A 21,326-nucleotide genomic window follows, 5' to 3' on the forward strand; every position below is an offset into this window, starting at 1 on the left:
AGCCCGGGTGGGGCGCCGCTGCGCGCCCCACCCGGGAAGGCTCACGCCGTCGTGGCCGGGTCACCGTCCGCCGCGGCGGCGAGCTTCGGCACCAGCTCGTCGATCAGGTACGGGAGGCTCAGCACCGAGATGAACGACGTCGCGCCGCCGAGGCTCTCGTCCTCCTTGAGGTAGAGGTCGCGGCCTTCCTTGGTCAGACCGAGCTTGGCGTAGAGCGAGTCGGACTGGATCTTCTTGGCGTCGGCGGCCGGATCCGGCACCAGCCAGACCAGTGCGTCGACGCCGAGCAGGTCGGTGCGTTCGCGGCTGATGCTGGCGCCGAACTCCTTGCCGGTCACCGCGTCCAGACCGGCGGGAAGCGTGAAGCCGAGGTCGGTGAGGAAGCGGCCGCGCGGGTCCTTCGTTCCGTAGACGTAGTAACCCTCCCAGTTCGTCGCCATCAGACCGGTCTTGCCGGCGAACTCGGGGTGCGCGGACTTGGCCTTCGCGATCGTGCCCTCGACGTCGGCGATGACCTTCTCGGCCTGCGCCTTCCGGCCGACCGCGGTACCGACCATCGTGGTCAGCTCCTGCCAGCTCACGCCGTAGTCGATGCCGCCCTTCGGCTGCGCGATCGTCGGGGCGAACTTCGAGAGCTTGTCGTACTCCTCCTTGGTCAGGCCGGAGTAGATGCCGAGGATCAGGTCGGGCTTCTGCGCCGCGATCTTCTCCAGCTGCAGACCGTCGGTGTTGGTCAGGACGGTCGGCACGGTCTTGTCACCGAGTTCGTCCTTCGCCCACGGCCAGATCGCGCCGGGGTGGCCGCCGAACCACTCGGTGGTGGCCACCGGGACGACGCCCAGTGAGAGCAGCGCGTCCTGCTCGACGAGGCCGACCACGACGATGCGCTTCGGCTCCTTGGTGATCTCGGTCGTGCCGTACTTGTGGGTGACCGACACCGGGAACGCGTCGGTGGCGCCCGAGGTTGACGTCGTGGTCTCGGAGCCGTCGTCGCCACCACCGCACGCGGCGAGGCCGACGGCCAGGACTAAGGCGGACGCGGCCGCTGCGAGCCTGCGGAGCACGGGGTTCCTCCCGGAGACAAGAACAGTGAGCCCTTAGGCTAGCCTTGCCTATCGTCGAGAGGCACACCCCCATGACCCACACCACCGCGCCGGTCGTCGGCCGTGCACGGGCCCGTCGACGTGCGCTCGGTCTGCTCGGCGCCGCGGCGGCCCTCGTCGTGGTCTCGATGCTCAGCCTGGCGATCGGCACCCGCTCGATCCCGCTCGGCACGACCTGGCAGGTGCTCTGGAACGCCGACGGCTCGGTCGCCTCGGACGTCGTCCACACGCTACGGATCCCGCGGACGCTGCTCGCGATCGGCGTCGGCGCATCGCTCGGCCTCTCCGGGGCGCTGATGCAGGCGCTGACCCGCAACCCGCTCGCCGAGCCCGGCCTCCTCGGGGTGAACCTCGGTGCGGCCACCGCGGTCGTGATCGCGATCGCGTTCCTCGGCATCACGTCGATGCTCGGCTACATCTGGTTCTCGTTCGCCGGAGCCGCGCTGACGTCCGCCGCGGTGTTCGCGCTCGGCGGGACCGGCCGGTCGCCGACGCCGGACCGCCAGATCCTCTCCGGCGTCGCGATCACCGCGGTGCTCGGCGCGTTCGTCTGGGCGGTGCTGGTCACGATGCCGGAGGTCTTCGACCGGTACCGCTACTGGGACGTCGGGTCGCTGGCCGACCGGGACTGGGAGACGTTGGTCCGGGTCGCGCCGTTCATCGTGGTCGGCATCGTGCTCGCGCTGGTGCTCGGCGGCCGGCTCAACGCGCTGAGCCTCGGCGACGAGGCGGCGACCGCGGTCGGCGCCTCGCCGACCCGGATCCGGGTGCTCGGGCTCGCGGCGATCACACTGCTGTGCGGGGCGGCGACCGCGGCGACCGGCCCGATCTGGTTCCTCGGGCTGGCGGTCCCGTACGTCGCGCGCCTGTTCGTCGGCGCGGACCACCGCTGGGTGCTCGCCTACTCCGTCGTGCTGGGGCCGATCGTGCTGCTGCTCGCCGACATCGTCGGCCGGGTCGTCGTCCCGCCGGGCGAACTCCAGGTGGGCATCGTGACCGCGTTCGTCGGAGCGCCAATCTTCCTGGCGCTCTGCCGCCGCCCACGGTTGGGGCAGCTGTGACCGCCACGGTCGTTCGCCGCGGAGCCGTCTCGCTCCGCTTCCGGAACCGGTCGCTGGTCGTCGGCGCCGTGCTCACCGTGCTGGCGCTCGCCACTGCGGCGGTAAGCCTGACGTCCGGCGACTTCCCGGTCCCGCTCGCCGACGTGCTGCGGTCGCTGGTCGGCCTCGGTGACCCGGCGACCGACGTCATCGTGCTGGAACTGCGGTTACCGCGGGTCCTCGTCGCGCTGCTGGTCGGACTCGCGCTCGGGGCGGCCGGCGCGACGTTCCAGAGCCTCACCCGCAACCCGCTCGGCAGCCCCGACTTCGTCGGGCTGACCGTCGGCTCGTCGACCGGCGCGCTGCTGGTCATCCTGCTCATCGGCGCGAGCGGCCTCGCGGTGAGCGTCGGGGCGATCGTCGGCTGCGTGGCCACGTCGGTCGCGGTCTACCTGCTCGCGTTCCGCCGCGGCACCCAGCCGTTCCGGCTGGTTCTGATGGGAATCGGCGTCTCCGCGCTACTCGAGGCCGTGAACTCGTTCCTGATCCTGCGTGCGCGGCTGGCCGACGCGATCGCCGCGCAGGTCTGGATCATCGGCAGCGTCAGCGAGCGGACGTTCACCGAGGTCGTCATCGTCGGCGTCGCGGTCGTCGCCGTGCTGCCGGTGCTGCTGTACTTCAGCAGGCACCTGTCGATGCTCAACCTGGGCGACGACACCGCGATCCTGCACGGGGTACGGCTCGAGCCGAGTCGCGCGGTCCTGGCCGGGGGAGCGGTCGTGCTGGCCGCGGCAGCCACGGCTGCCGCCGGTCCGGTGGGTTTCGTCGCGCTCGCGGCGCCGCACCTCGCATCCCGTCTGACCCGGGCGCCGGGACCGAACATCCTGCCCGCGGCGTTGATGGGCGCGCTGCTGATGATTTCCGGCGACTGGATCGCCCAGCGCCTCCTGCCGGACCGGGACCTCCCCGTCGGCGTAGTGACCGCGGCCGTGGGCGGCACGTATCTGACCTGGCTGCTGGCGCGCGAGTGGCGCCGCGGCCGTGTGATGGGGTGACGATGAATACTCGACTGTGGGCCGAGGACCTCACGCTGGCGTACGAGGAGCGTGTCGTCGCCAGCGAACTCGGCGTCCGGATCGCCGACGGCTCGTTCACGGTGATCGTCGGCCCGAACGCCTGCGGCAAGTCGACGCTGCTCAAGGCCCTCGCCCGGGTGCTGAAGCCGGCGTCCGGAACGGTCTACCTGGACGGGAAGGCGATCTCGTCCTATCCGTCGCGCGACGTCGCCAAGCAGCTCGGCATGCTGCCGCAGTCGCCGGTGGTCCCGAACGGCATCGTGGTCGAGGACCTGGTGGCCCGCGGACGCTTCTCGCACCAGCGGTTCCTGCGGCAGTGGTCGCCCGAGGACGAGGCGGCGGTCGCCGACGCGCTGCGGCTGACCGAGACCACGGATCTGGCCGAGCGGTACGTCGACGAACTGTCCGGCGGCCAGCGCCAGCGGGTCTGGCTGGCGCTGGCGCTGGCGCAGCAGACCGACATCCTGCTGCTCGACGAGCCGACCACGTTCCTCGACCTGGCGCACCAGTTCGAGGTGCTCGACCTCTGCGCGGACCTGCACGAACAGGGCCGGACGATCGTCGCGGTGCTGCACGACCTCAACCACGCGTGCCGCTACGCCACCGAGCTGATCGTGCTGAAGGCAGGCACGGTCGTCGCGTCCGGCCCGCCCGCCGAGGTGATGACCCCTTCGCTGGTCGAGGACGTGTTCGGCGTCCCGTGCGAGGTCATGGACGACCCCGCAACGGGTACCCCGATGATCGTTCCGGGCAGCCGCGTCCAGCGCCGGGGTGTTACAGCCGCTCGGTAGGGATCTTCTCGCCGGCCTCGATCGCGATCGGGAGCCGATTCTCGGCCGGCGGCAGCGGGCAGGTCGCCAGGTCGGTGTAGGCGCAGGGCAGGTTCGCGGCACGGTTGAAGTCGAGCGTGACCGTGCCGTCCTCGGCCGGTGCGCCCACCGAGAGCGCCCGGTTCGCGGCGTACGTCGTCACCCCGGACGTCTCGTCGGTGAACAGGATCGACAGGCTGCCGGGCGCCCGGCCGTTGAACGCGGTCAGGGCCAGCTCCTGGCCGTCCAGCGTGAACCGCACCTCGCCGGGCGCGTCGTAGATGTGCTGTAACCCCTCGACCGCGGCACCGACCGTGGTCGGCCGCGGCTGGTCGAACGGCACATATCGGCCGGTGACCACCCAGCGCGGGTCCGGCGCGTACACCGGGGTGCCCGCGAAGTTCGTTCGCAGCGGGTTCTCCGGGTGCCGCGGCCGGACGATGTCGTGCCCGCCGCGCTTGGCCACCTCGATCACGGCGTCGCCGGACTTCGGGAACAGGCTCGCCCGCTCCGGGATCACGCCGAACGCGTGCCGCCCGGTGACCGTCTCGCCGTCGATCTGCAGTTGCTCGCCAGGGGCCAGCTCGACGACGACGCCGTCCGGGCCGGTCGACCACTCACCGGGGGCGTCGGCGAACCGTTGCGGCGTCTCGTCGAGCCAGTTCAGGCTGGTGATCGCCAGGAAGCCGTGCGGGTCGGCGAGGATCCGCTCGTGCTCGGCGTACCAGGCCTGCCAGTCCTGGACGAAGGTCTCGCTGACGATGTCCTGCGCGGTCATGACGGACTCCCCACGGTCGTAATACCTACCGGCAAAGTAGAGATTACCCCGCTCGCGTCCCCGCGGCCGCCGCGTGCATCGGACACCTAGGCTCGGGGCCGTGCGGTTCACGGTCGTCGCCCTCCTGCTCCTCGGCGTGTTCGCGACGGTGGGCTGCACCCCCGCCGCGACGGACCCCGCCGCTGCCCCGTCGGCGACGCCGAAGCCCGGCCTGACGTTCCTCGGCGCGGCGACCATTCCCCGGACGTCGGACTTCCAGGGCACCACGGTCGGTGGCCTCTCCGGCATCAGCCGCGACCCGCGGACCGGCAGCTACTACCTGATCAGCGACGACCGGTCCGAGCGCGACCCGGCGCGGTTCTACACCGCGACGGTCACGGTGAACGCCGACGGCGACGTCGACGCCCGCCTCACCGGCACGAAGCCGCTCCGCCGCCCGGACGGCTCGACGTTCCCGTCGCTGCGCTCCGGCGCAGTGCCTCCCGACCCGGAGGGTGTCGCGGTCGACCCCGGCTCCGGGAACCTCTACTGGGTCGACGAGGGGGAGCGCAGCGACGTCGTCGAGAACCCGTCCCTCCGGGTGGCGACGCCGTCCGGCGCCTACGTCCGCGAGCTCCCGATCCCGGCGTCGCTGCGGATCGAACCCGGCACCGGCCCGCGCCGCAACCAGGCGTTGGAGGGCGTCTCGTTCACCCCGGACGGACGTCAGCTGTTCACCGCGATGGAGGAGCCGCTGCGGCAGGACGGCCCGAACCCGACGCCGACGGCCGGCGCGCTGACCCGGATCACGCAGTACGTGGGCGGTCGCCCGGTCGCCCAGTACGCGTACCCCCTCGAACCGCTGTTCACTGAACCCCGCGAGGCCGGGGCCACTGGAGGCGCCGACACCAACGGTCTGTCGGATCTGATCGCGCTCGGCAACGGGCGGTTCCTGGTGATCGAGCGGGCCGCGGTTCCCGACCGGTTCCGGATCTCGGTGCGGGTCTTCCTGGCCGAGTCCGGCCGCGCGACCGACGTGCTCGGCCGGTCGTCGCTGCGCGGTGCGGCCCCGATGACCAAAACGCTGCTGCTCGACCTCGACGACGCGCCGGTTCTGCGCGTCGACAACTTCGAAGGTGCGACGCTCGGCCCAGCGCTGCCGGACGGACGCCGGACGGTGCTGCTGGTGTCCGACGACAACTTCCACTGGGCGCTGACGACCCAGATCGCGGCGTTCGCGCTGGCGGGGCTCTAACCGGGACAGCGGTCGGTCGGTTCGCCGATCTTCACGACGGTGAGCAGCACCCGCGTCGAGCGGGCCGGCCGGCTGCCCGCCGCGACCGACTGCTCCACGACCACCCAGTTCCGGTCGACGAGCTGGCGGCGGCCCTGCCCACTGCCGTCGACCGACGCCAGCACGTAGAACCCCGCGGCCTGCAGCGCGTCCTGCGCCGACTGCAGATCACGGCAGACGACGTCCGGGATGACGCCGTCGGAGGGCACGTCGGTCGGGGCGCTGTCGGTCGGCTTGCTCACTCGGAGCGTGATCTCCGCGGACCGGTCAACCCGCGACCCCGCCGCCGGCTCCTGTGCCCGCACGATCCAATTCTGCCGGGAGACCACGACACGCCCCCGGCCGGTCGCGTCGACCACTCGTGGATCGTCGAAACCGAGCGCCTTCAGCCGTTGCTCGGCGTCCGGAAGGCGTTGGTCCGTGACGTTCGGAACCACCAGGCGCTCGCCGCTCGCCGGCGGAGCCGACGTCGCCGCGGGCGACGCCGTCGACTCCCCACCCTGCTGCGCGATCGAGATCAGCAGACCGGCGAAGCAGCAGAGCGCGAGCACGATGAGCATCACGACCGCTAGCAGCCACGGCCCACGGGTCTGCGGCCGGGGGAAGCGGTTCGGTGAGCTCATGGTGTCCCTACGGTAGGGGACTAGCGGTGCTCACCCGAGCCGCGTGAGCACCGCTGCGGCCAGTGGGGCCGACGAGGCGGGGTTCTGTCCGGTGTAGAGGTTCCGGTCGACGACGACGTGCGGCTGCCAGGCCGGGCCCTCGTCGAACTCCGCGCCGAGTGCGGTCAGCCGGTCCTGCAGCAGCCAGGGCGCCTTCGGGGCGAGTCCGGCCTGCGTCTCCTCGGCGTTGGTGAACCCGGTCAGCCGGTAGCCGGCGAACGGGGAGGTCCCGTCCTCGCGCTGGGCGGCGAGCAGGGCGGCCGGCCCGTGGCAGACGACGGCCAGCGGCTTGCCGGAGTCGAGCGTCTCGGTCAGCACGCGGCCGGAATCCGGGTCGATCGCCAGGTCCTCCATCGGGCCGTGACCGCCGGGGTAGAACACCGCGTCGTACTCGGCCACGTCGACCTTCGCCAGGTCGAGCGGCGAGGTCAGGTCGGTGATCGCCGCGATCTCCGGCTCGACGTCCTTGCCGTCGTTCGCTTCCGGCGCGAGGCTGGCGCGATCGACGACGGGCTCGGCGCCGTTCGGGGTCGCGAACACGACGCGGTGACCGGCGGCGGTGAACGCACGGTAGGGCGCCAGCAGTTCCTCGGCCCAGTATCCGGTCGGGTGAGCCGTGCCGTCATTGAGCGTCCAGTGCCGGGCACCGGTCAGCACGAACAAAATGGTCGACATCGTCAGGATCCTTCCGTCGGTTCCCCTCGAACGTAGGCACCGATCCATCAAGCGGAAAATAGGATCGCCGATGTGAGCGATCGAAAACCTGATGGCGGGCTCGATCTCGCCCAGCTCCGCACGTTCCTCGCGGTCTACCGCGCGGGCTCGCTGACCGCGGGCGCCCGCCTGGTCGGGCTCGCGCAGCCGACGGTCACCGCGCAGCTGCGGGCGCTGGAGGCGGCGCTGGACCGCCGGCTCTTCGAACGCCTGCCGCGCGGGGTGACGCCGACCGCGGTGGCGGACGAGCTGGCGGCCCGGCTCGCGGCGCCGATGGACGCCTTGGAGGCGATCGCGTCCGGCTCCGGGGTCAGCGCGCCGGAGCCCCCGGTGCACCTCGGCGGACCCGCGGAGGCGCTGTCGCTGCTCGTGCTGCCCGCGCTCGCCCCGCTGCTGGAGACCGGCGTGCGGCTGCGGGTCACGACCGGTTTGGCGGACGACCTGCTGGCCGGCTTGCGCGCCGGGGTGCACGACCTGGTCCTGTCGGCCGTCCGGCCCCGCGGCCGGGCCGTGCAGGCCACGCCATTGGTGGACGAGGAGTTCGTGCTCGTCGCGTCGCCGGAGCGGTACGCGCGCCTGGACCGGAGCGCGCTCACCACCGACCCGGCCGGTGCCGTCGCCGGGGAACCCCTGATCGCGTACGCCGAGGACCTGCCGATCCTCCGCCGGTACTGGCGGCACGTGTTCGGCACCCGGCTCGCCGCCGACCCGGCGCTCGTCGTGCCGGACCTGCGTGCGGTCGCCGCCGCGGTCGCGGCCGGTGCGGGCCTGAGCGTGCTGCCCCGCTATCTCTGCGCCTCCCCGTTGGACGACGGCACGCTCGTTGCGGTCCTGGAGCCGGAGGACCCGCCGATCAACACGGTCTTCCTGGCCCGGCGCGCGGGCGCCACGGCCCATCCGCACGTGACCGCGGTTCACGACGCGCTGGTCCGTGCCGCGGCCGAGTGGTAGGTGGGATGCTTCGGTCGAGCCCACCCGGGAGAGAGGTGTCGCATGACGGAACAACGCGTAGTGATCGTCGGAGCGAGCCTGGCGGGCGGTACGGCCGCGCTGACCCTCCGGGAGCACGGGTTCGACGGCGCGGTGACGCTCGTCGGTGCGGAGAAGGCACCGCCGTACGAGCGCCCACCGCTGTCGAAGAGCGTCATGCAGGGCGAACGGGACCAGCCCGACTGGGTGCTGGCCGACGGCGAGGCGTCGGCCTGGGCGGAACGCGACGTCACGCTGCGGGCGGGGACGCGGGCGGTCGGCGTCGATGTGGACGCTCGGACCGTCACACTCGACGACGGTGACGCGCTCGCCTACGACACGCTCGTGCTGGCCACCGGCGCCGAGCCGCGGCGGCTGCCGATCCCGGGCGCTGAGCGCGCGGTGACGCTCCGGTCGCTCGACGACGCGCTCGCGATCCGGCGCGCGGCCGAGTCGGGCGGGCCGGTGGCCCTGATCGGCGGGAGCTGGATCGGCTGCGAGGTGGCCGCGTCGCTCCGTCAGCACGGGTGTGACGTCGAAATCCTCGAGAAAGCGCCGCGCCTGCTGCCGATCCTCGGCTCCGACGCGGTGAGCGAACGCCTGCTGGCGCTGCACCGCGCGAAAGGCGTGACGGTGACGCTCGGCGCGGACGTCACCGGGATCACCGACGAGGGCGTCCGGCTCGCCGACCGGTTCGTCGAGGCGTCGGTCGTCGTGCTCGCCACCGGGGTCGCGCCACGCCTGGAGCTGGCCCGCGCGGCCGGGCTGGCGGAGGCCGCCGGGGGCGTCGCGGTCAGCGCCACGCTGCGGACCTCGGACCCGAACATCGTCGCGATCGGCGACATCGCGGCGGTCGACCACCCCGCGTACGGCACCCACGTGCGGGTCGAGCACTGGGACGTCGCCCAGCAGCACGGGAAGTACCTCGGGGCGGCGCTGACCGGCGCGGCGCCGGAGCCGTACACCCGGGTGCCGTACTTCTTCTCCGACCAGTACGAGCTCGGCTTCGAATACCGGGGCTGGGTCGACCCGAGCGGCCCGGACGCGGAGGTCGTGATCCGCGGCGACGACCCGGCCGGGTCCTGGTACGCGTTCTGGCTCGTCGACGGTGCGGTGCAGGCGGTGCTGAACGCGAACGCGTGGGACGACAGTGCGCCGCTGTGGAAGCTCGCAAACGAACGGCCGGTGGTGGCGCCGGAGCGGCTGCGCGATCCGGGCGTCCCGCTGACCGAGTTGGCCTGAGCGCGGCAGGGGTCGACACCCGAGGCACGCCGAAACCCCGGGCCTCCGTCGTGCTCGGAGGTCCGGTGCGGGTCGGCCGAGGTCAGAAGGGTGGCGCCTCCGTCGTCGCGGCGGCGACCGGTTCGTGCGCTTCGTCGTGGGTGGGTGGGTCGACCGTGTAGGTGTGGCCGGCGGGGCTGGTCCAGGTGCAGGATCCGGAGTCGGCGTCGTGGTGCAGGCCCCATCCGCCCTCGTCCTTGGCGCGGTGATGCCTTCGGCACAAGGCCACCAGGTTGGCGGCGCTGGTGGGGCCACCGTCGATGCGGCGGACGTTGTGGTCGAGGTCGCACCGGTAGGACGGTTGGGAGCAGCCGGGAAACACGCAGGTGGGATAGGTGGCGCGGACGAGCGCGGCCAGGCCGGCGGACGGCCGGTAGGTGCTGCGGCCGAGGTCGGTGACGACGCCGCGGTTGTCGGTGAGCCACTTCTCCCACTTGCCGTCGGCGGCGAGGGCCCGGACCACCGAGGGCGGGACCGGGCCGTAGCCGGTGAGGTCGCCGGGAAGGTTCGTGGCGCCGAGCACTGTGGAGAGCGGCGCGGTGAGCGCGACGCGGGGCGGGGCAGCGCGCTTCCCGGCGAGGACCGCGGCCACCACGTCCGACGACGGCGCGGCGCCGTGGCAGTGCCCGTCGCTGCCGGGGCCCTCGCTGCCGGGGCCGTCGCTGCCGGGGCCCTCGCTGGCAGGGCTCTCGCTGCCGGGGCCGCTGGTAGCGGTGCTGCTGCCGCGGGCGCATTCGCCGTGCGCGTTGCCGCAGTGGGGGCAGTGGCCGTGGCCGATGGCGGTCAGGGCGCCTAGTTCGGCCAGGGCGACCAGGGCGTCCGCGCGGCGCTGGTCGATCGTCCGATCGTCACCGCGTGCCGCGGTGCGCCCGGCCACCTGGTCGATCGCGGCGCGGACGCGGGCGGCGTCGTCGGCGGGCAGGATCGCGCGCAGCTCGGCCATCGCGTCGGGCAGCGGGACGACGTCGACCCGCCGCCCTTTCCGCGCGCGGCGGTGGCGGCGGTCGGCACCGTCCGGGTCGGCCTTGGCGACCTCCTTGCGCGCCTGGCGCCCGAGCTGTGCCGGCGTCTTGCGCTCCGCCGCGTCGAGCAGCAACGCCTCCACGTCGGCGGCCCGATCGTCGTCCAGAGGCTCGAGGGCCTGCACGATCTCGACCGCGTGCCGGTAGGTGATGCGGCCCTCGGCCAGCGCGCGCCGGGTAAGGAAACACCGACCGTTCAGGACCCGGGCCACGTCGATGCGTTCACCCGCCGCGATGTTCGACCACCGCAGGCCGGCCGCGACCTCCTCGCGGCCTCAGTCCTCGTCCTCCGGGCCGATGCGGGACCCGGCGATGGCGAGCACGGCGTCGTTCAACCGGGAGTCGACCCACGCTGACACCCGCTGCCAGGCCTGGGCGACGAGCACCTGATCGGTGGCGTCCGGAATGACTTCCGGCACGCCTGCGTTATCCACCGTCCGGCGGGAGACCGGCCCGAGCCCGGCCAGCACCGTGACCAGCTCCGGGCCGACCGGACCCCCGATGAGCTGCGCTAATACCCCGTGATCGCTCATGCCGGAAAGCCTGCACCACCCCTACGACAAAACCAGGTTCACAGCTCCCGGTGGGCGATCGCGGGGGCCTCGGCGCCGAGGCGGAGACGCTCGAGGAACAGCACGACGGTCGCGGCGGCGGTGCGGTGGGTGGCGTCGTTGAGCGCGTCGTGCTTGCCCCCCGCGATGCTCACGAGTTCGGCGTTCGGTGCCGCCGCGAACTGCGTCCGGACGCCCGCGAGCGGGCTGATCGTGTCCGCCGCGCCGTGCAGGCCCAGGATCGGGACGCGGACCTTCGTCAGCTCCGCCGCGGCGTACCACTCGGTGGGCAGTTCCTCGGCCAGCGTGCCGTGCCGGACCAGCGCGTCGGCCCGGAGCGTGTTCTGGTGGGTCGGGCAGGCAGTGCGCTCGGCGAGTTCGGCGTCCCAGTCCGCGGGCTCGCTGCCGGGGACGACGGTGGGTAGCCCGACCAGGATCAGGCCGTCGGCGTCCACCCGGCCCGCGGCCACCAGCCCGGCGGCGAACAGCGCCCCGGCGTCCGAACCCACCAGGACGACCGGGTGCACCGGCGCGCTCTCGGTCAGCAGCGCCTGCAGGTGGTCTTCGACCCCGGCGGGGTCGACGGTCGGGTCACCGAGCGCGTGCACCCGGTAGCCGTCGACCGCGATGCGGGTGCCGAACCGGTGGTAGACGCCGGCGTGCTCGCCACGGCCGGCGACGACGATCACGGTGCCGCGGGTCGCGACCGCGGGCGGGTGGTCCCAGGTAGCGATCAGAGTTTCGTGCGGGGGAGAGATGGTCATACCGAAGTATACCTATGAGATTGCAAGGGATTGGCACCCACAAAGCAGACTGGTTTACTGGGTAAAGCATCGTCCAGCTCAGGGGGCCCCGTGAAGTTCCTTGCGATCACGTTGATCGTCCATGCCCCGGATCCGCTCACCCAGCAGAAGGTCTCCACGCACGACCGGTTCCGGCAGGTGATCGCCAACGCGCAGCTCGCCGAGGAACTGGGGTTCGACGGTTTCGGCGTGGGGGAGCGGCACGAGCGTCCGTTCATCTCCTCGTCGCCGCCGGTCGTGCTCAGCCACCTCGCGGCGCGAACCCGGTCGATCCGCCTGTTCACCGCGGTCACCACGCTCAGCCTCCTCGACCCGGTGCGGGCGTTCGAGGACTACGCGACGCTCGACAACCTCTCCGACGGCCGGCTGGAGCTGATCATCGGCAAGGGGAACGGCGCCGCGCAGCGCGAGCTGTTCTCGGTCACCACCGACGACCAGTGGGACCGCAACATCGAGTCCTACGAGCTGTTCCGCCGCCTCTGGCGCGAGGACAAGGTGACCTGGTCGGGCCGGTTCCGCCCGCCGCTGGAGAACGCCGAGGTCTGGCCGGAGCCGTTACAACGACCGATCAGGGTCTGGCACGGCAGCGCGACCAGCCGCGAGTCGGTCGACCTGGCCGCACGCTACGGCGACCCGCTGTTCTCGGCCAACGTCACGAACCCGGTCGAGCCGTACGCCGAGCTGGTCGCGCACTACCGGGAGCGGTGGGCGCACTACGGCCACGACCCGGCCGGAGCGATCGTCGGCGCGGGCACCGCCGGCTACTACGCGGCGCCCCGCTCCCAGGACGCCTACCGCGTCTACCGCCCGATCTTCGACGCGAGCCTGGCCTTCCAGAAATCACTCGGCCTGGAGCCGGTGTTCACCACGTTCGAGGACTACGTCGAGCGCAGCTCGGCGCTGATCGGCAGCCCGGAGCAGGTGATCGACAAGGTCCACCGGTACCACGAGCGGCTCGGGCACACGGTTCTGCACCTGCACGCGGACGCGAGCGGGCTCACCGACGCCCAGCACCGCGAAACCCTCGAACTTTTCCAGTCGGCGATCGCCCCGGAGCTGCGGCGCACCATCCCCGACCCTCCCTGGCCAGCCCAATCGGTCGCGAAGGAGCACCACGCATGAGCATCAGCCCCATCATCGGTACCGACCCCGGCCGTCTGCGCCGCGTGTTCTCCGCGTTCCCGACCGGCGTCACCGCGCTGGCCGCCGAGCCCGAGGGCTTCCCGGTGGGCATGGCCGCGTCGTCGTTCACGTCGGTGTCGCTGGACCCGCCGCTGGTCTCGGTCTGCGTCGCCCGGACGTCCCGGACGTGGCCGGCGCTGCGGGTGGCGTCACGGATCGGCGTCAGCGTGCTCTCGGACGGGCACGCCGAGGCGAGCCGACAACTCTCGGCCAAGGAGGGCGACCGGTTCGGCGGCCACCGGTGGCGCCGGTCGGACGACCGGGCGCTGTTCCTGGAGGACGCCGCGGCCTGGCTGGACTGCTCGCTGGAGCAGGAGATCCCGGCCGGTGACCACCACATCGTCCTGTTGCGCGTGCACGACCTGGACATCGACCCGGAGGCGGAGCCGCTGGTGTTCCATCGCAGCGGCTACCGCCGCCTGGCGTCCTAGCCCTGGCCGAGGTGGCCGTAGCGCTGCCGGAGTTCCCGCTTCAGGATCTTTCCGCTCGGGTTCTTCGGCAGCGCGTCGGCGACCACGACGTATTTCGGGGCCTTGAAACCGGCCAGGACGCTCTTGCTGAACGAGACGACCTCGTCCGGGTCCAGGCCGGGCTCCTTCGGCACGACGACCGCGGTGACCGCCTCGATCCAGTGCGGATGGTCAATGCCGAACACCGCGACCTCGGCGATGCCCGGGTGCTGGTAGAGCGCCTCCTCGACCTCGCGGCTCGCGACGTTCTCGCCGCCGGTCTTGATCATGTCCTTCTTCCGGTCGACGACCCGCAGGTAGCCGTCCTCGTCGAGGATCCCCAGGTCACCCGAGTGAAACCAGCCGTTGCGGAACGCCTCGGCGGTCTTCTCCTCGTCGCGGTAGTACCCGAGAGTGGCGTGCGGGCTGCGGTGCACGATCTCGCCGACCGTGCCGGGGGGCACCGGCTCGTCGTTGTCGTCCACGACGATCGTCTCGACGTTGATCGCGGGCCGTCCGGCGCTGCCTGCCCGCGGGAGTTGCTCGTCCGGGCGGAGGATCGTCGCCAGCGGCGCCATCTCGGTCTGGCCGTAGAAGTTCCAGAACCGCACCTGCGGTAGCCGGCCGCGCAGCTCGTGGAGGATCTCCACCGGCATCGGCGACGCCCCGTAGTAGCCCTTGCGCAGCGTCGAGAGGTCAGTGGTGTCGAACTCGGGGGAGCGCAGCAGCGCGATCCACACGGTCGGCGGCGCGAACAGTTTCGTGGCGCCGTGCTCGGCGATCGCCGACAGGATCGCCGCGGGCTGCGGCGCGGGCAGGATGATGCTGGTCGCGCCGGTGTAGACGTCGACGTTGAGGAAGCAGTCGAGCTGCGCGCAGTGGTAGAGCGGCAGCGCGTGCACCTCGATGTCGTCGCCGGTCATCTCACCGTCGATCGCGCAGCTCGCGTACTGCCAGAGCAGCGCCCGGCCGGTGAGGATCGCGCCCTTGGGCCGGGACTCGGTGCCGCTGGTGTACATCAGCCGCACCGGGTCGTCGTCGGCGACGAGGACGTCGTCGGGTAACGGGCCGTCGTGCTCGAGCCAGGTCGTGACATCGGTCCAGCCGGGCTGCGGTGCGCCTGTATCGAGCGGGATGAACAGTCGCCGGGTGACCGCGCCGGCCGAGGCAGCGATCGCCTTCTCCGCGGTGTCGGTCAGCCCGTCCTCGGCGACGAACGCGACCGCGCCGCTGTGGTCGAGGACGTACGCGATCTCCTCGGGGTTGAGCATGAAGTTCACCGGCACCAGGACGACGCCCCGGCGCGCGGTCGCGAACGAGAGCACCGCGAACTGCCAGCAGTTGTGCGACAGCAGCGCGAGCCGGTCGCCCTTGACCAGGCCGGCGGCGTCGATCGCGGCGGCGGTCCGGTCGACGACCGCGTCCAGCTCGGTGAACGAGAGGCGGGTGTCGCCGTTGACGATCGCGGTCTTCGGGCCGTTCCGGCGGGCCGAGCGGCGTGGGATGTCGCCGAGCGAGTGCTGGCGGGCTCGGGCCACGGCGTGCGGTGTGCTCATCGGCGAGTGTCCTTCCGAGAGGGCTGCACCGGTGATCCTCACATGCCGAGCGCTGCGGTGGTTCGGTCGTCGGACTGTCCGTGGAAGTACTTCTCCAGGATCTGCGGGAACCTCGGTTCGTCCGGGTCGGCCGCCGCGAAGAGCGTCATCGAGGACCGGAGTTTCATCGCGTCGACCGGACCGAGGATGCGGGTGATGCTGCGATCCTCGACGCCGAGCAGCGCGTCGACCGCGGCCAGCAGGCGCGCCCGCAGCACCGGATGCGCGAGGTACGCCCGGGCTTCGTCCAGCGAGCCGATCGCGTACTGCTGGGCCATCGCGCTGCTGCCCAAGCCTTCGACCTGCGGAAACACGTACCACATCCAGTGGCTGACCTTCGCGCCCGCGCGAAGCTCGGCGAGCACGGCGTCGTACCCGTGGCCGCTGTCCTGCGCGCTGACGAATCGTCCGAGCCGGTAAGGGTCGTCCATGCCTGCCATTGAACTCGCTACGGTGGCGCCGTGATCGTCCGCGCGGTGGAGTCAGCGGATCTGGCCGGAATTCGGGCGATCACGCACGCCACCGGACAGTCGGATCGGGACTCCGGGGCGGACGCCGCCTACGTCGCGCTGCTCCGCTCCACCGGTACCGCGCTGGCCGCGGTCGACGGCGATCGGGTCCTCGGCTGGGCGGCCACGCTGCCGACGTCGTCCGGAACGCTGCTCACCGACCTGTTCGTGGACCCGGCAATGCACGCCCGCGGAGTCGCCACCGCACTCCTGGGCCGTCTCTGGCCCCCGGCGGCGCCTCGCCGCTACACGTTCAGCTCGAAACATCCTGCCGCCCTGCCGCTCTACGCCCGCGCCGGCCTCGTCCCGTCCTGGCCGCTGCTCTACGTCAGCGGCCCGACGTCCCGGTTACCGCGCGGTGCCCTGCGGGTCGAGTGGGTTTCCGCCGCGAAAGCGGCTGCGGCGGAGGCCGCGCTCACCGGCGGTGAGCCCCGTCCCGGCGTCTTCGCGTACTGGGGCGAGGCGTTCGTCGTCCGGAACCGGTCGCGGGTGATCGCGGTCGGCGCGGCGCAGCCGGGCCTGCCGACCGTGCTCGCGCACCTGAGCTGTCCCGATCCCGGGTCGGCGGCCGGCGCGTTGTTCGCCGCGGTCGCGGCGCTTCGCGCCGATCAGGTCGCGTGCTGCCTGCCCGGCCCGCATCCCGCGCTGCAACGACTGCTCGCGGCCGGGTTCCGCGTTGATGATTTCGACGTTTTGATGCGGACGCTCGACGTCGAGCCGCCGCTCGGCGCGGTCTATTCGCCCGGGCTGGGCTGAGTCTTCGCAGGCTGTGCTCCTGCGGGCTGCGCCGCGGCAGGCTCGGCGGGCTCGGCGGGCTCGGCGGGGTCGGCAGGCTCGGCGACCGAGACGGGGGCGGCCTTGCCGCGTTCGATCTGCTCGACGGCGTTCTTGGCCTCCCTGAGGCCCACGCCGGTCTGCTCGCGGTACACCTTGATCGCGGCGACCTTCTGATCCTTGTCCAGCAGCGCCACGACCTCGGGATACTGCTGCTCCGGAACGTCGAGCCCGAAGTGGGCGATGATCACGTCGAGCTTGCGTTCGACCGACGCGAGCTGCCGCGCCGAGCGGTGTTCCCGCCGGTCGCGTCCGGCGAGTGCCGTCGTGATCAGACCCAGGCCGATAACGGCGATGACTAACGCAACGAGCAGCACGCTGTCCATACCCCTATTCAACCTCGCGTCCGGAAGCTGACAGGCGGGGCGTCCGGCACCTCCTAACATCCGCCGCGTGACCGTTTACGCCCTTGCGCAGATTTCGATCCACGATCGTCCCCGCTACGACCGATACGTCGCCGGGTTCTTCCCGGTGCTCCTCCAGTACGGCGGCCGGCTGCTCTCCGCCGATGAGTCGCCGGTCGTCGTCGAAGGCGAGTGGGGCCACCAGAAGGCGATCCTGATGGCGTTCGACGACGCGGAGAGTTTCCGCCGCTGGGCGGACTCGCCCGAGTACAAGGAGATCTCCACCGACCGGGTGGCCGCCACGACCGGCGTCGTCCTGCTGCTGGCCGGGCTGCCTTCCCGGTGATCCCGCGGTGACCCAGATCTCGTTGTCGTAATCCTTACCGTATGTTCGGCTGGCTGGGTGACTGAGACAACCACTCCGGCCGGCGACGCGATCACGGTGACCGGGACCGCGCAGCAGCTGGCCTGGCGCGACCGGATCCTCCCGCCGGTCGAGCGGGTCCGTCCCGGCCTGTGGTCGGTGCCCACGGCCATGCCGCACAACCCGCTGCGGTACGTGCTCACCTACCTGATCGAGACGAAGAGCGGGCTGGCGCTGGTCGACACCGGCTGGCCGAGCGAGGACGCCTGGCAGGGCTTGGTGGACGGCGTCCGGGAGACCGGGCACGAGCTCGCGGACATCGACACCGTGATCGTCACCCACTTCCACGGCGACCACTTCGGACTGGCCGGCCGGGTCCGCGAGGTCTCGGGCGCCCGGGTGGCGATGCACCGTCTGGACGCGACCGTGCTCCGCTCGTTCTCCTCGATCGAGAACTTCGTCGACACCGACCGGGAGTGGCTCCGCCGCCGGGGCGTCCCGGATGAGGAGCAGCCCGAGATGCTGCCGCCGGTGGACGCCGAGGGCCCGCTCTGGGAGCAGGGCGAGGTCGACGTGCTGCTCGAGGACGGTGACCGGCCGATGGGGGCGGGCACGCCGCTGCGTGTGGTCTGGACGCCCGGCCACACGCCGGGGCACATCTGCCTGGCCCACTCCGACCACGACGTCCTGCTGACCGGTGACCACGTGCTGCCCCGGATCAGCCCGAACATCTCCTCGTCCCCGCTCGGTGACGAGGACACGCTCGGCCAGTTCTTGGACTCGCTGGCGCTGCTCGGCGACCTCGACGTCGCCGAGGTGCTGCCCGCTCACGAGTACCGGTTCGCCGGGCTTCCGGCGCGGGTCCGGCAGCTCCTCCGCCACCACGAGCAGCGGCTGGACGAGATCCTCGCGAGGCTGGACGCCGGGGACGGCCCGACGACGGCGCAGGTGGCCGCGCAGCTCACCTGGTCACGACCGTGGGAGCAGAACCGCGGCTTCATCCGCCGGTCCGCGATCGGCGAGACCTACGCGCACCTCGTCCACCTGCAGCGGCGCGGGCTCGTCACCCCCGGTGCGGGCGCGGAGGACGCCTGGCGCCGGGTGTAGGGCGCTTCAGGCCGGGAGACGCAGCTGCGCCCACTTCTCGCCGTCGGTCGTCGTCCAGTAGCGGCCGTCCTGCATGCCGGTGCCGAGTAGCCGGCCGCCGGTGGAGTCCAGTGCCCACAGCGCCGGGACCTCCTCGACGGCGTACGGTGCGGCCAGCTTCCGGCCCGGGACGAGGATCTGCACCCCGCCGTGCGAGTCGACGACCACCAGCCTGCCGTTGACCGCTGCGGCGTCCCGGCTGCCGCGCAGCGTCGAACCGCGGAGCGACCGCAGCTGCCAGGTGCGGCCGCCGTCGGTGGTGAGCGAGATCGCGGTCGGGCGGAGCAGGCTCTCCTCGTCCGCTCCGAAGACCAGCAGGTAGGCCGTCAGCCGGTCGACGGCGGCGACCTGCACGAACGTCCGGGGCGGCGGTGGGAGCACCGGCGTCACCAGCTGCCAGCGGCCCGCCCACACCGCGACCTGGGCGTTGCCGCCGGTCGCCCAGACGCTGCCGTCCCGGGCGGCGGAGACCGAGATCGGCTGCCAGGAGGGCTGGTCGGGAAAGGCCGTCGGCTGTCCGGAGTCCGGCGCGTACCAGGCGAGCAGGCGCGGCGGCCGGGTCTTCTGCTGCTGGTCCGCCCGGGTGCCCGACGTCGTCCGCAGCCGGACCCCCGCGGGCGGCGTCCCCGGCGCGCGGAGCGCGTCGACGGCGAGACCTCGCCGCCAGGTGGCCCCGCTGTCCGTGCTCAGCCAGCGGCGCCTGCCGGCTTCCACGGTGACCGTGCGTGGTCCGACCGCGATCAGGTGGACGCCGGTGTCGCGTCCCAGCTCGTCGACGGGCAACGCGGTTTCTTCCCAGGTCGCGCCGCCGTCGAGCGTCCGCCAGAACCGGGGGTCGCAGCGGGTCGGAGCGCCGCAGCGCGGCGTCAGCGCCCAGCCGTGCTGTTCGTCGGCGAACGCGACCTGGTTCGCGGTCGCGCTCCACCGGACCGGCTGGGGGTCGGGGTCCTCCGGCGCCGGCTTCGGGTCGGGGGCGAAGAGGGCGACCGACGCGGTCACGGCCGCGGCCGCGGCGACGAGCGCGGCCAGCAGGCCGTAGCGGCGGTGGGGGGACGGCGGTTCCGGCACGGTTCGATTGTCACCCCGGGCCGGGTCAGGAGGCCGTCGGTCGTCAGTCGTTCAGATAGTTGTAAATCGTGTATCGGCTCACGCCGAGCGCTTTGGCGGCGATTTCGACCGACTCCTTGATCAGGAAGAAGCCCCGGCTCTCCAGGTCCTTGACGACCCGGGTCTTGTCCGCCTTGGACATCGCGGCCACATCGACGCCGACGGTCGCGATCGCGCGGCGCAGCAGGTCCTCGGTGAGGTTCTCGACCGACGCGTAGAACGTCTCGGTCCGGTCGTGCCCGCTCACCGCCGGGGTGTCGACCAGCGCGGTGAGCAGGTCACGGGCCGCGACGAGCTGACCGATGTCCCGGTTGAGGCAGAGCGCGGCGACCGGGCGGTGGGCGTCGATCCCGCCGGAACCCTCGCCTCGCAGGAAGATCGTGGAGGAGCGGCAGACGATGCCGCCGGGCAGTTCGGTGCGGTACCCGATGATGCTCTCCGGCGGATCGTCCTGCATCAGCAGGCGTAGCCCGAGGTCGGTGGCCGGTGCGCCGACCGTGCGGCCGCTCAGGCCCCCGGCGATCGCGACCACCGAGTTCGGCAGCTTGCTCAGGTCGTGCAGGACGACCTCGACGCCGGGTCCGACGGCCTGCGCCAGTGGTTCGACCAGCGGCCGGTACGCGTCCACCACCCGGGCGGCGGCGGCCGCGAACTCCGGCGTGGCCCACGAGTCAGCCGACCGGGGCGTCTCAGCCGGGCCGGGCGCCTCAGCTGACATCGACGCCGAACCGGGAAGCCCAGGCCAGCACGTCCGCCACGGTCGCGTTACCACCGCAGAGCACGAGCCCGAGGCGGCAGTCACCGCCGGCCTGCTCGACGACCCGCCGGGCCGCGGGGAGCAGGCACCCGGCGGCCGGCTCGGTCCAGACCTTCGCGGCTTCGGCGATCTCCAGCGTCCCGCGGACCGCCTCGGCGTCGGTGACCACCAGGACGTCGTCGACCAGCGCGCGCACGTGCGCGTAGGTCAGCGGCGCGACGGCGGGCGGGGAGAGCGTGGTGACGATCGACGTCGGCACGATCGGTATCGGACCACCCGCCGCGAGCGCCCGCGCCATCGCGTCCGACCCCGCGGTCTCCACACCCCAGATCCGGACGCCCGGCCGCAGCGCGCGGATCGCCGCGGCGATCCCGCTGATCAGCCCACCGCCACCGATGCTCACCAGGACGTCGGTCAGCGCACCGGCGTCCTGCGCCAGCTCCCGGCCGACGGTGCCCTGACCGGCCACGACGTCCGGATCGTCGAACGGGTGGATCAGCGTCAAACCCTCGGCGCGCAGGCGCCCGCCGAGCGCGAACGCTTCGGTCACGTCGGTGGTGAGCTGGACGGTGGCGCCGTGCCGCTCGGCGAGTTCGACCGCGCGGCGGGGAGCGGAGCGCGGCATCACGATCGTCGCCTTGACGCCGAGTGAATCGGCCATCGCCGCGACCGCGATGCCGTGGTTGCCGCCGCTCACCGCGACCACACCCGCGACGCGCTCGGCGTCGTCGAGCAGCCGCAGCTTCGCGGCCGCGCCACGGACCTTGAACGACCCGGTGCGCTGCAGCAGTTCGAGCTTCGCGGTGACCGGTACCCCGAGCAGTTCGCTCAGGCCGGTGCTCGGCACCGTCGGGGTACGGACGACGTCGCCCTCGATGAGGCGCGCCGCAGCCTCGATCGCGGGGAGGTCTACGAGGTTTTCTGTCACGTCAACAAACTGTAGATCATCTCCACACAG

At 72.3% G+C, this 21,326-nt stretch carries 23 protein-coding genes and 1 pseudogene; 11 read left to right on the forward strand and 13 right to left on the reverse strand.

Annotated elements, in window-relative coordinates:
* Positions 1-41: 41 nt before the first annotated feature.
* Positions 42-1,064, reverse strand: coding sequence for an iron-siderophore ABC transporter substrate-binding protein (locus BUB75_RS05350; RefSeq protein ID WP_073251958.1), 1,023 nt, complete (start codon positions 1,062-1,064; stop codon positions 42-44).
* A gap of 71 nt (positions 1,065-1,135) precedes the next feature.
* On the opposite strand from BUB75_RS05350, the gene BUB75_RS05355 reads away from it, so the two are divergent.
* Genes BUB75_RS05355 through BUB75_RS05365 form a run of 3 tightly spaced genes read left to right on the forward strand, consistent with a single transcriptional unit; the run spans position 1,136 to position 4,010 of the window.
* The gene (locus BUB75_RS05355; protein WP_073251960.1) at positions 1,136-2,164 is read left to right on the forward strand and encodes a FecCD family ABC transporter permease; all 1,029 of its coding nucleotides are present in this window, start codon (positions 1,136-1,138) and stop codon (positions 2,162-2,164) included.
* The gene (locus tag BUB75_RS05360) at positions 2,161-3,198 is read left to right on the forward strand and encodes a FecCD family ABC transporter permease (RefSeq protein WP_218617305.1); all 1,038 of its coding nucleotides are present in this window, start codon (positions 2,161-2,163) and stop codon (positions 3,196-3,198) included. The genes BUB75_RS05355 and BUB75_RS05360 overlap by 4 nt, the downstream gene beginning before the upstream one ends.
* 2 nt (positions 3,199-3,200) lie before the next feature.
* The gene (locus BUB75_RS05365; RefSeq protein WP_073251962.1) at positions 3,201-4,010 is read left to right on the forward strand and encodes an ABC transporter ATP-binding protein; all 810 of its coding nucleotides are present in this window, start codon (positions 3,201-3,203) and stop codon (positions 4,008-4,010) included.
* Here BUB75_RS05365 and BUB75_RS05370 read toward each other — a convergent pair.
* On the reverse strand, positions 3,994-4,806 hold the full coding sequence (locus BUB75_RS05370) for a DUF1684 domain-containing protein (protein WP_073251965.1): 813 nt from the start codon (positions 4,804-4,806) through the stop codon (positions 3,994-3,996). The two genes, BUB75_RS05365 and BUB75_RS05370, sit on opposite strands and share 17 nt — an antisense overlap.
* A 100-nt stretch (positions 4,807-4,906) precedes the next feature.
* On the opposite strand from BUB75_RS05370, the gene BUB75_RS05375 reads away from it, so the two are divergent.
* Positions 4,907-6,040, forward strand: a complete 1,134-nt coding sequence (locus BUB75_RS05375) for an esterase-like activity of phytase family protein (protein WP_073251968.1) — start codon at positions 4,907-4,909, stop codon at positions 6,038-6,040.
* On the opposite strand, the gene BUB75_RS46090 is transcribed toward BUB75_RS05375, so the two are convergent.
* Positions 6,037-6,702 (reverse strand): PASTA domain-containing protein, encoded by a 666-nt coding sequence (locus tag BUB75_RS46090; protein WP_178379768.1) that lies wholly within the window; start codon positions 6,700-6,702, stop codon positions 6,037-6,039. The two genes, BUB75_RS05375 and BUB75_RS46090, sit on opposite strands and share 4 nt — an antisense overlap.
* A gap of 30 nt (positions 6,703-6,732) precedes the next feature.
* Positions 6,733-7,416: a type 1 glutamine amidotransferase domain-containing protein gene (locus tag BUB75_RS05385; RefSeq protein ID WP_073251970.1), complete on the reverse strand. Its 684-nt coding sequence runs from the start codon at positions 7,414-7,416 to the stop codon at positions 6,733-6,735.
* Between the two features lie 72 nt (positions 7,417-7,488).
* Here BUB75_RS05385 and BUB75_RS05390 point away from each other — a divergent pair, with 72 nt between their 5' ends.
* Positions 7,489-8,406, forward strand: a complete 918-nt coding sequence (locus BUB75_RS05390; RefSeq protein WP_073251972.1) for a LysR family transcriptional regulator — start codon at positions 7,489-7,491, stop codon at positions 8,404-8,406.
* Positions 8,407-8,448: 42 nt separating this feature from the next.
* Positions 8,449-9,666 carry an NAD(P)/FAD-dependent oxidoreductase gene (locus BUB75_RS05395; protein ID WP_073251974.1) on the forward strand — a complete coding sequence of 406 codons (1,218 nt, stop codon included), beginning with the start codon at positions 8,449-8,451 and terminating at the stop codon, positions 9,664-9,666.
* 82 nt (positions 9,667-9,748) lie between these two features.
* On the opposite strand, the pseudogene BUB75_RS05400 reads toward BUB75_RS05395, so the two are convergent.
* The 3 genes and pseudogenes from BUB75_RS05400 to BUB75_RS05410 all read right to left on the reverse strand — a co-directional run.
* Positions 9,749-10,984, reverse strand: a pseudogene (locus BUB75_RS05400) (HNH endonuclease signature motif containing protein); the annotation flags it as partial.
* Between the two features lie 18 nt (positions 10,985-11,002).
* Positions 11,003-11,260, reverse strand: a complete 258-nt coding sequence (locus BUB75_RS05405) for a hypothetical protein (RefSeq protein ID WP_073251978.1) — start codon at positions 11,258-11,260, stop codon at positions 11,003-11,005.
* 38 nt (positions 11,261-11,298) lie between these two features.
* Positions 11,299-12,042, reverse strand: a complete 744-nt coding sequence (locus BUB75_RS05410) for an alpha/beta hydrolase (RefSeq protein WP_073251980.1) — start codon at positions 12,040-12,042, stop codon at positions 11,299-11,301.
* Between the two features lie 90 nt (positions 12,043-12,132).
* On the opposite strand from BUB75_RS05410, the gene BUB75_RS05415 reads away from it, so the two are divergent.
* Together BUB75_RS05415 and BUB75_RS05420 are read left to right on the forward strand one after the other, a co-directional pair.
* Positions 12,133-13,203, forward strand: a complete 1,071-nt coding sequence (locus BUB75_RS05415; protein ID WP_073251982.1) for an LLM class flavin-dependent oxidoreductase — start codon at positions 12,133-12,135, stop codon at positions 13,201-13,203.
* Positions 13,200-13,694, forward strand: a complete 495-nt coding sequence (locus tag BUB75_RS05420; RefSeq protein WP_073251984.1) for a flavin reductase family protein — start codon at positions 13,200-13,202, stop codon at positions 13,692-13,694. The genes BUB75_RS05415 and BUB75_RS05420 overlap by 4 nt, the downstream gene beginning before the upstream one ends.
* Here the strand turns inward: BUB75_RS05420 and BUB75_RS05425 are convergent.
* Together BUB75_RS05425 and BUB75_RS05430 are read right to left on the reverse strand one after the other, a co-directional pair.
* Positions 13,691-15,268 carry an acyl-CoA synthetase gene (locus tag BUB75_RS05425; protein ID WP_073251986.1) on the reverse strand — a complete coding sequence of 526 codons (1,578 nt, stop codon included), beginning with the start codon at positions 15,266-15,268 and terminating at the stop codon, positions 13,691-13,693. The two genes, BUB75_RS05420 and BUB75_RS05425, sit on opposite strands and share 4 nt — an antisense overlap.
* 38 nt (positions 15,269-15,306) lie before the next feature.
* On the reverse strand, positions 15,307-15,738 hold the full coding sequence (locus BUB75_RS05430; RefSeq protein WP_073251988.1) for a DUF1810 domain-containing protein: 432 nt from the start codon (positions 15,736-15,738) through the stop codon (positions 15,307-15,309).
* A 30-nt stretch (positions 15,739-15,768) separates the two neighbouring features.
* Between BUB75_RS05430 and BUB75_RS05435 the strand changes: the two genes are divergently transcribed.
* Positions 15,769-16,572 carry a GNAT family N-acetyltransferase gene (locus tag BUB75_RS05435; protein WP_073251990.1) on the forward strand — a complete coding sequence of 268 codons (804 nt, stop codon included), beginning with the start codon at positions 15,769-15,771 and terminating at the stop codon, positions 16,570-16,572.
* Here the strand turns inward: BUB75_RS05435 and BUB75_RS05440 are convergent.
* Positions 16,551-16,976, reverse strand: coding sequence for a ribosomal protein L7/L12 (locus BUB75_RS05440; protein ID WP_073251997.1), 426 nt, complete (start codon positions 16,974-16,976; stop codon positions 16,551-16,553). The two genes, BUB75_RS05435 and BUB75_RS05440, sit on opposite strands and share 22 nt — an antisense overlap.
* A gap of 67 nt (positions 16,977-17,043) precedes the next feature.
* On the opposite strand from BUB75_RS05440, the gene BUB75_RS05445 reads away from it, so the two are divergent.
* The gene (locus BUB75_RS05445) at positions 17,044-17,340 is read left to right on the forward strand and encodes a DUF1330 domain-containing protein (protein ID WP_073251999.1); all 297 of its coding nucleotides are present in this window, start codon (positions 17,044-17,046) and stop codon (positions 17,338-17,340) included.
* 57 nt (positions 17,341-17,397) lie between these two features.
* The gene (locus tag BUB75_RS05450) at positions 17,398-18,465 is read left to right on the forward strand and encodes an MBL fold metallo-hydrolase (RefSeq protein ID WP_073252001.1); all 1,068 of its coding nucleotides are present in this window, start codon (positions 17,398-17,400) and stop codon (positions 18,463-18,465) included.
* A gap of 6 nt (positions 18,466-18,471) precedes the next feature.
* Here the strand turns inward: BUB75_RS05450 and BUB75_RS05455 are convergent, their stop codons facing one another.
* Genes BUB75_RS05455 through BUB75_RS05465 form a run of 3 tightly spaced genes read right to left on the reverse strand, consistent with a single transcriptional unit; the run spans position 18,472 to position 21,296 of the window.
* Positions 18,472-19,572, reverse strand: a complete 1,101-nt coding sequence (locus tag BUB75_RS05455) for a beta propeller repeat protein (RefSeq protein WP_073252003.1) — start codon at positions 19,570-19,572, stop codon at positions 18,472-18,474.
* A gap of 43 nt (positions 19,573-19,615) precedes the next feature.
* Positions 19,616-20,329, reverse strand: coding sequence for a helix-turn-helix transcriptional regulator (locus tag BUB75_RS05460; protein WP_073252005.1), 714 nt, complete (start codon positions 20,327-20,329; stop codon positions 19,616-19,618).
* Positions 20,319-21,296: a threonine/serine dehydratase family protein gene (locus BUB75_RS05465; RefSeq protein ID WP_073252007.1), complete on the reverse strand. Its 978-nt coding sequence runs from the start codon at positions 21,294-21,296 to the stop codon at positions 20,319-20,321. Before BUB75_RS05465 ends, BUB75_RS05460 begins: the two co-directional genes overlap by 11 nt.
* Positions 21,297-21,326: the final 30 nt, after the last annotated feature.

This window comes from Cryptosporangium aurantiacum, assembly GCF_900143005.1.
Lineage (GTDB): Bacteria > Actinomycetota > Actinomycetes > Mycobacteriales > Cryptosporangiaceae > Cryptosporangium > Cryptosporangium aurantiacum.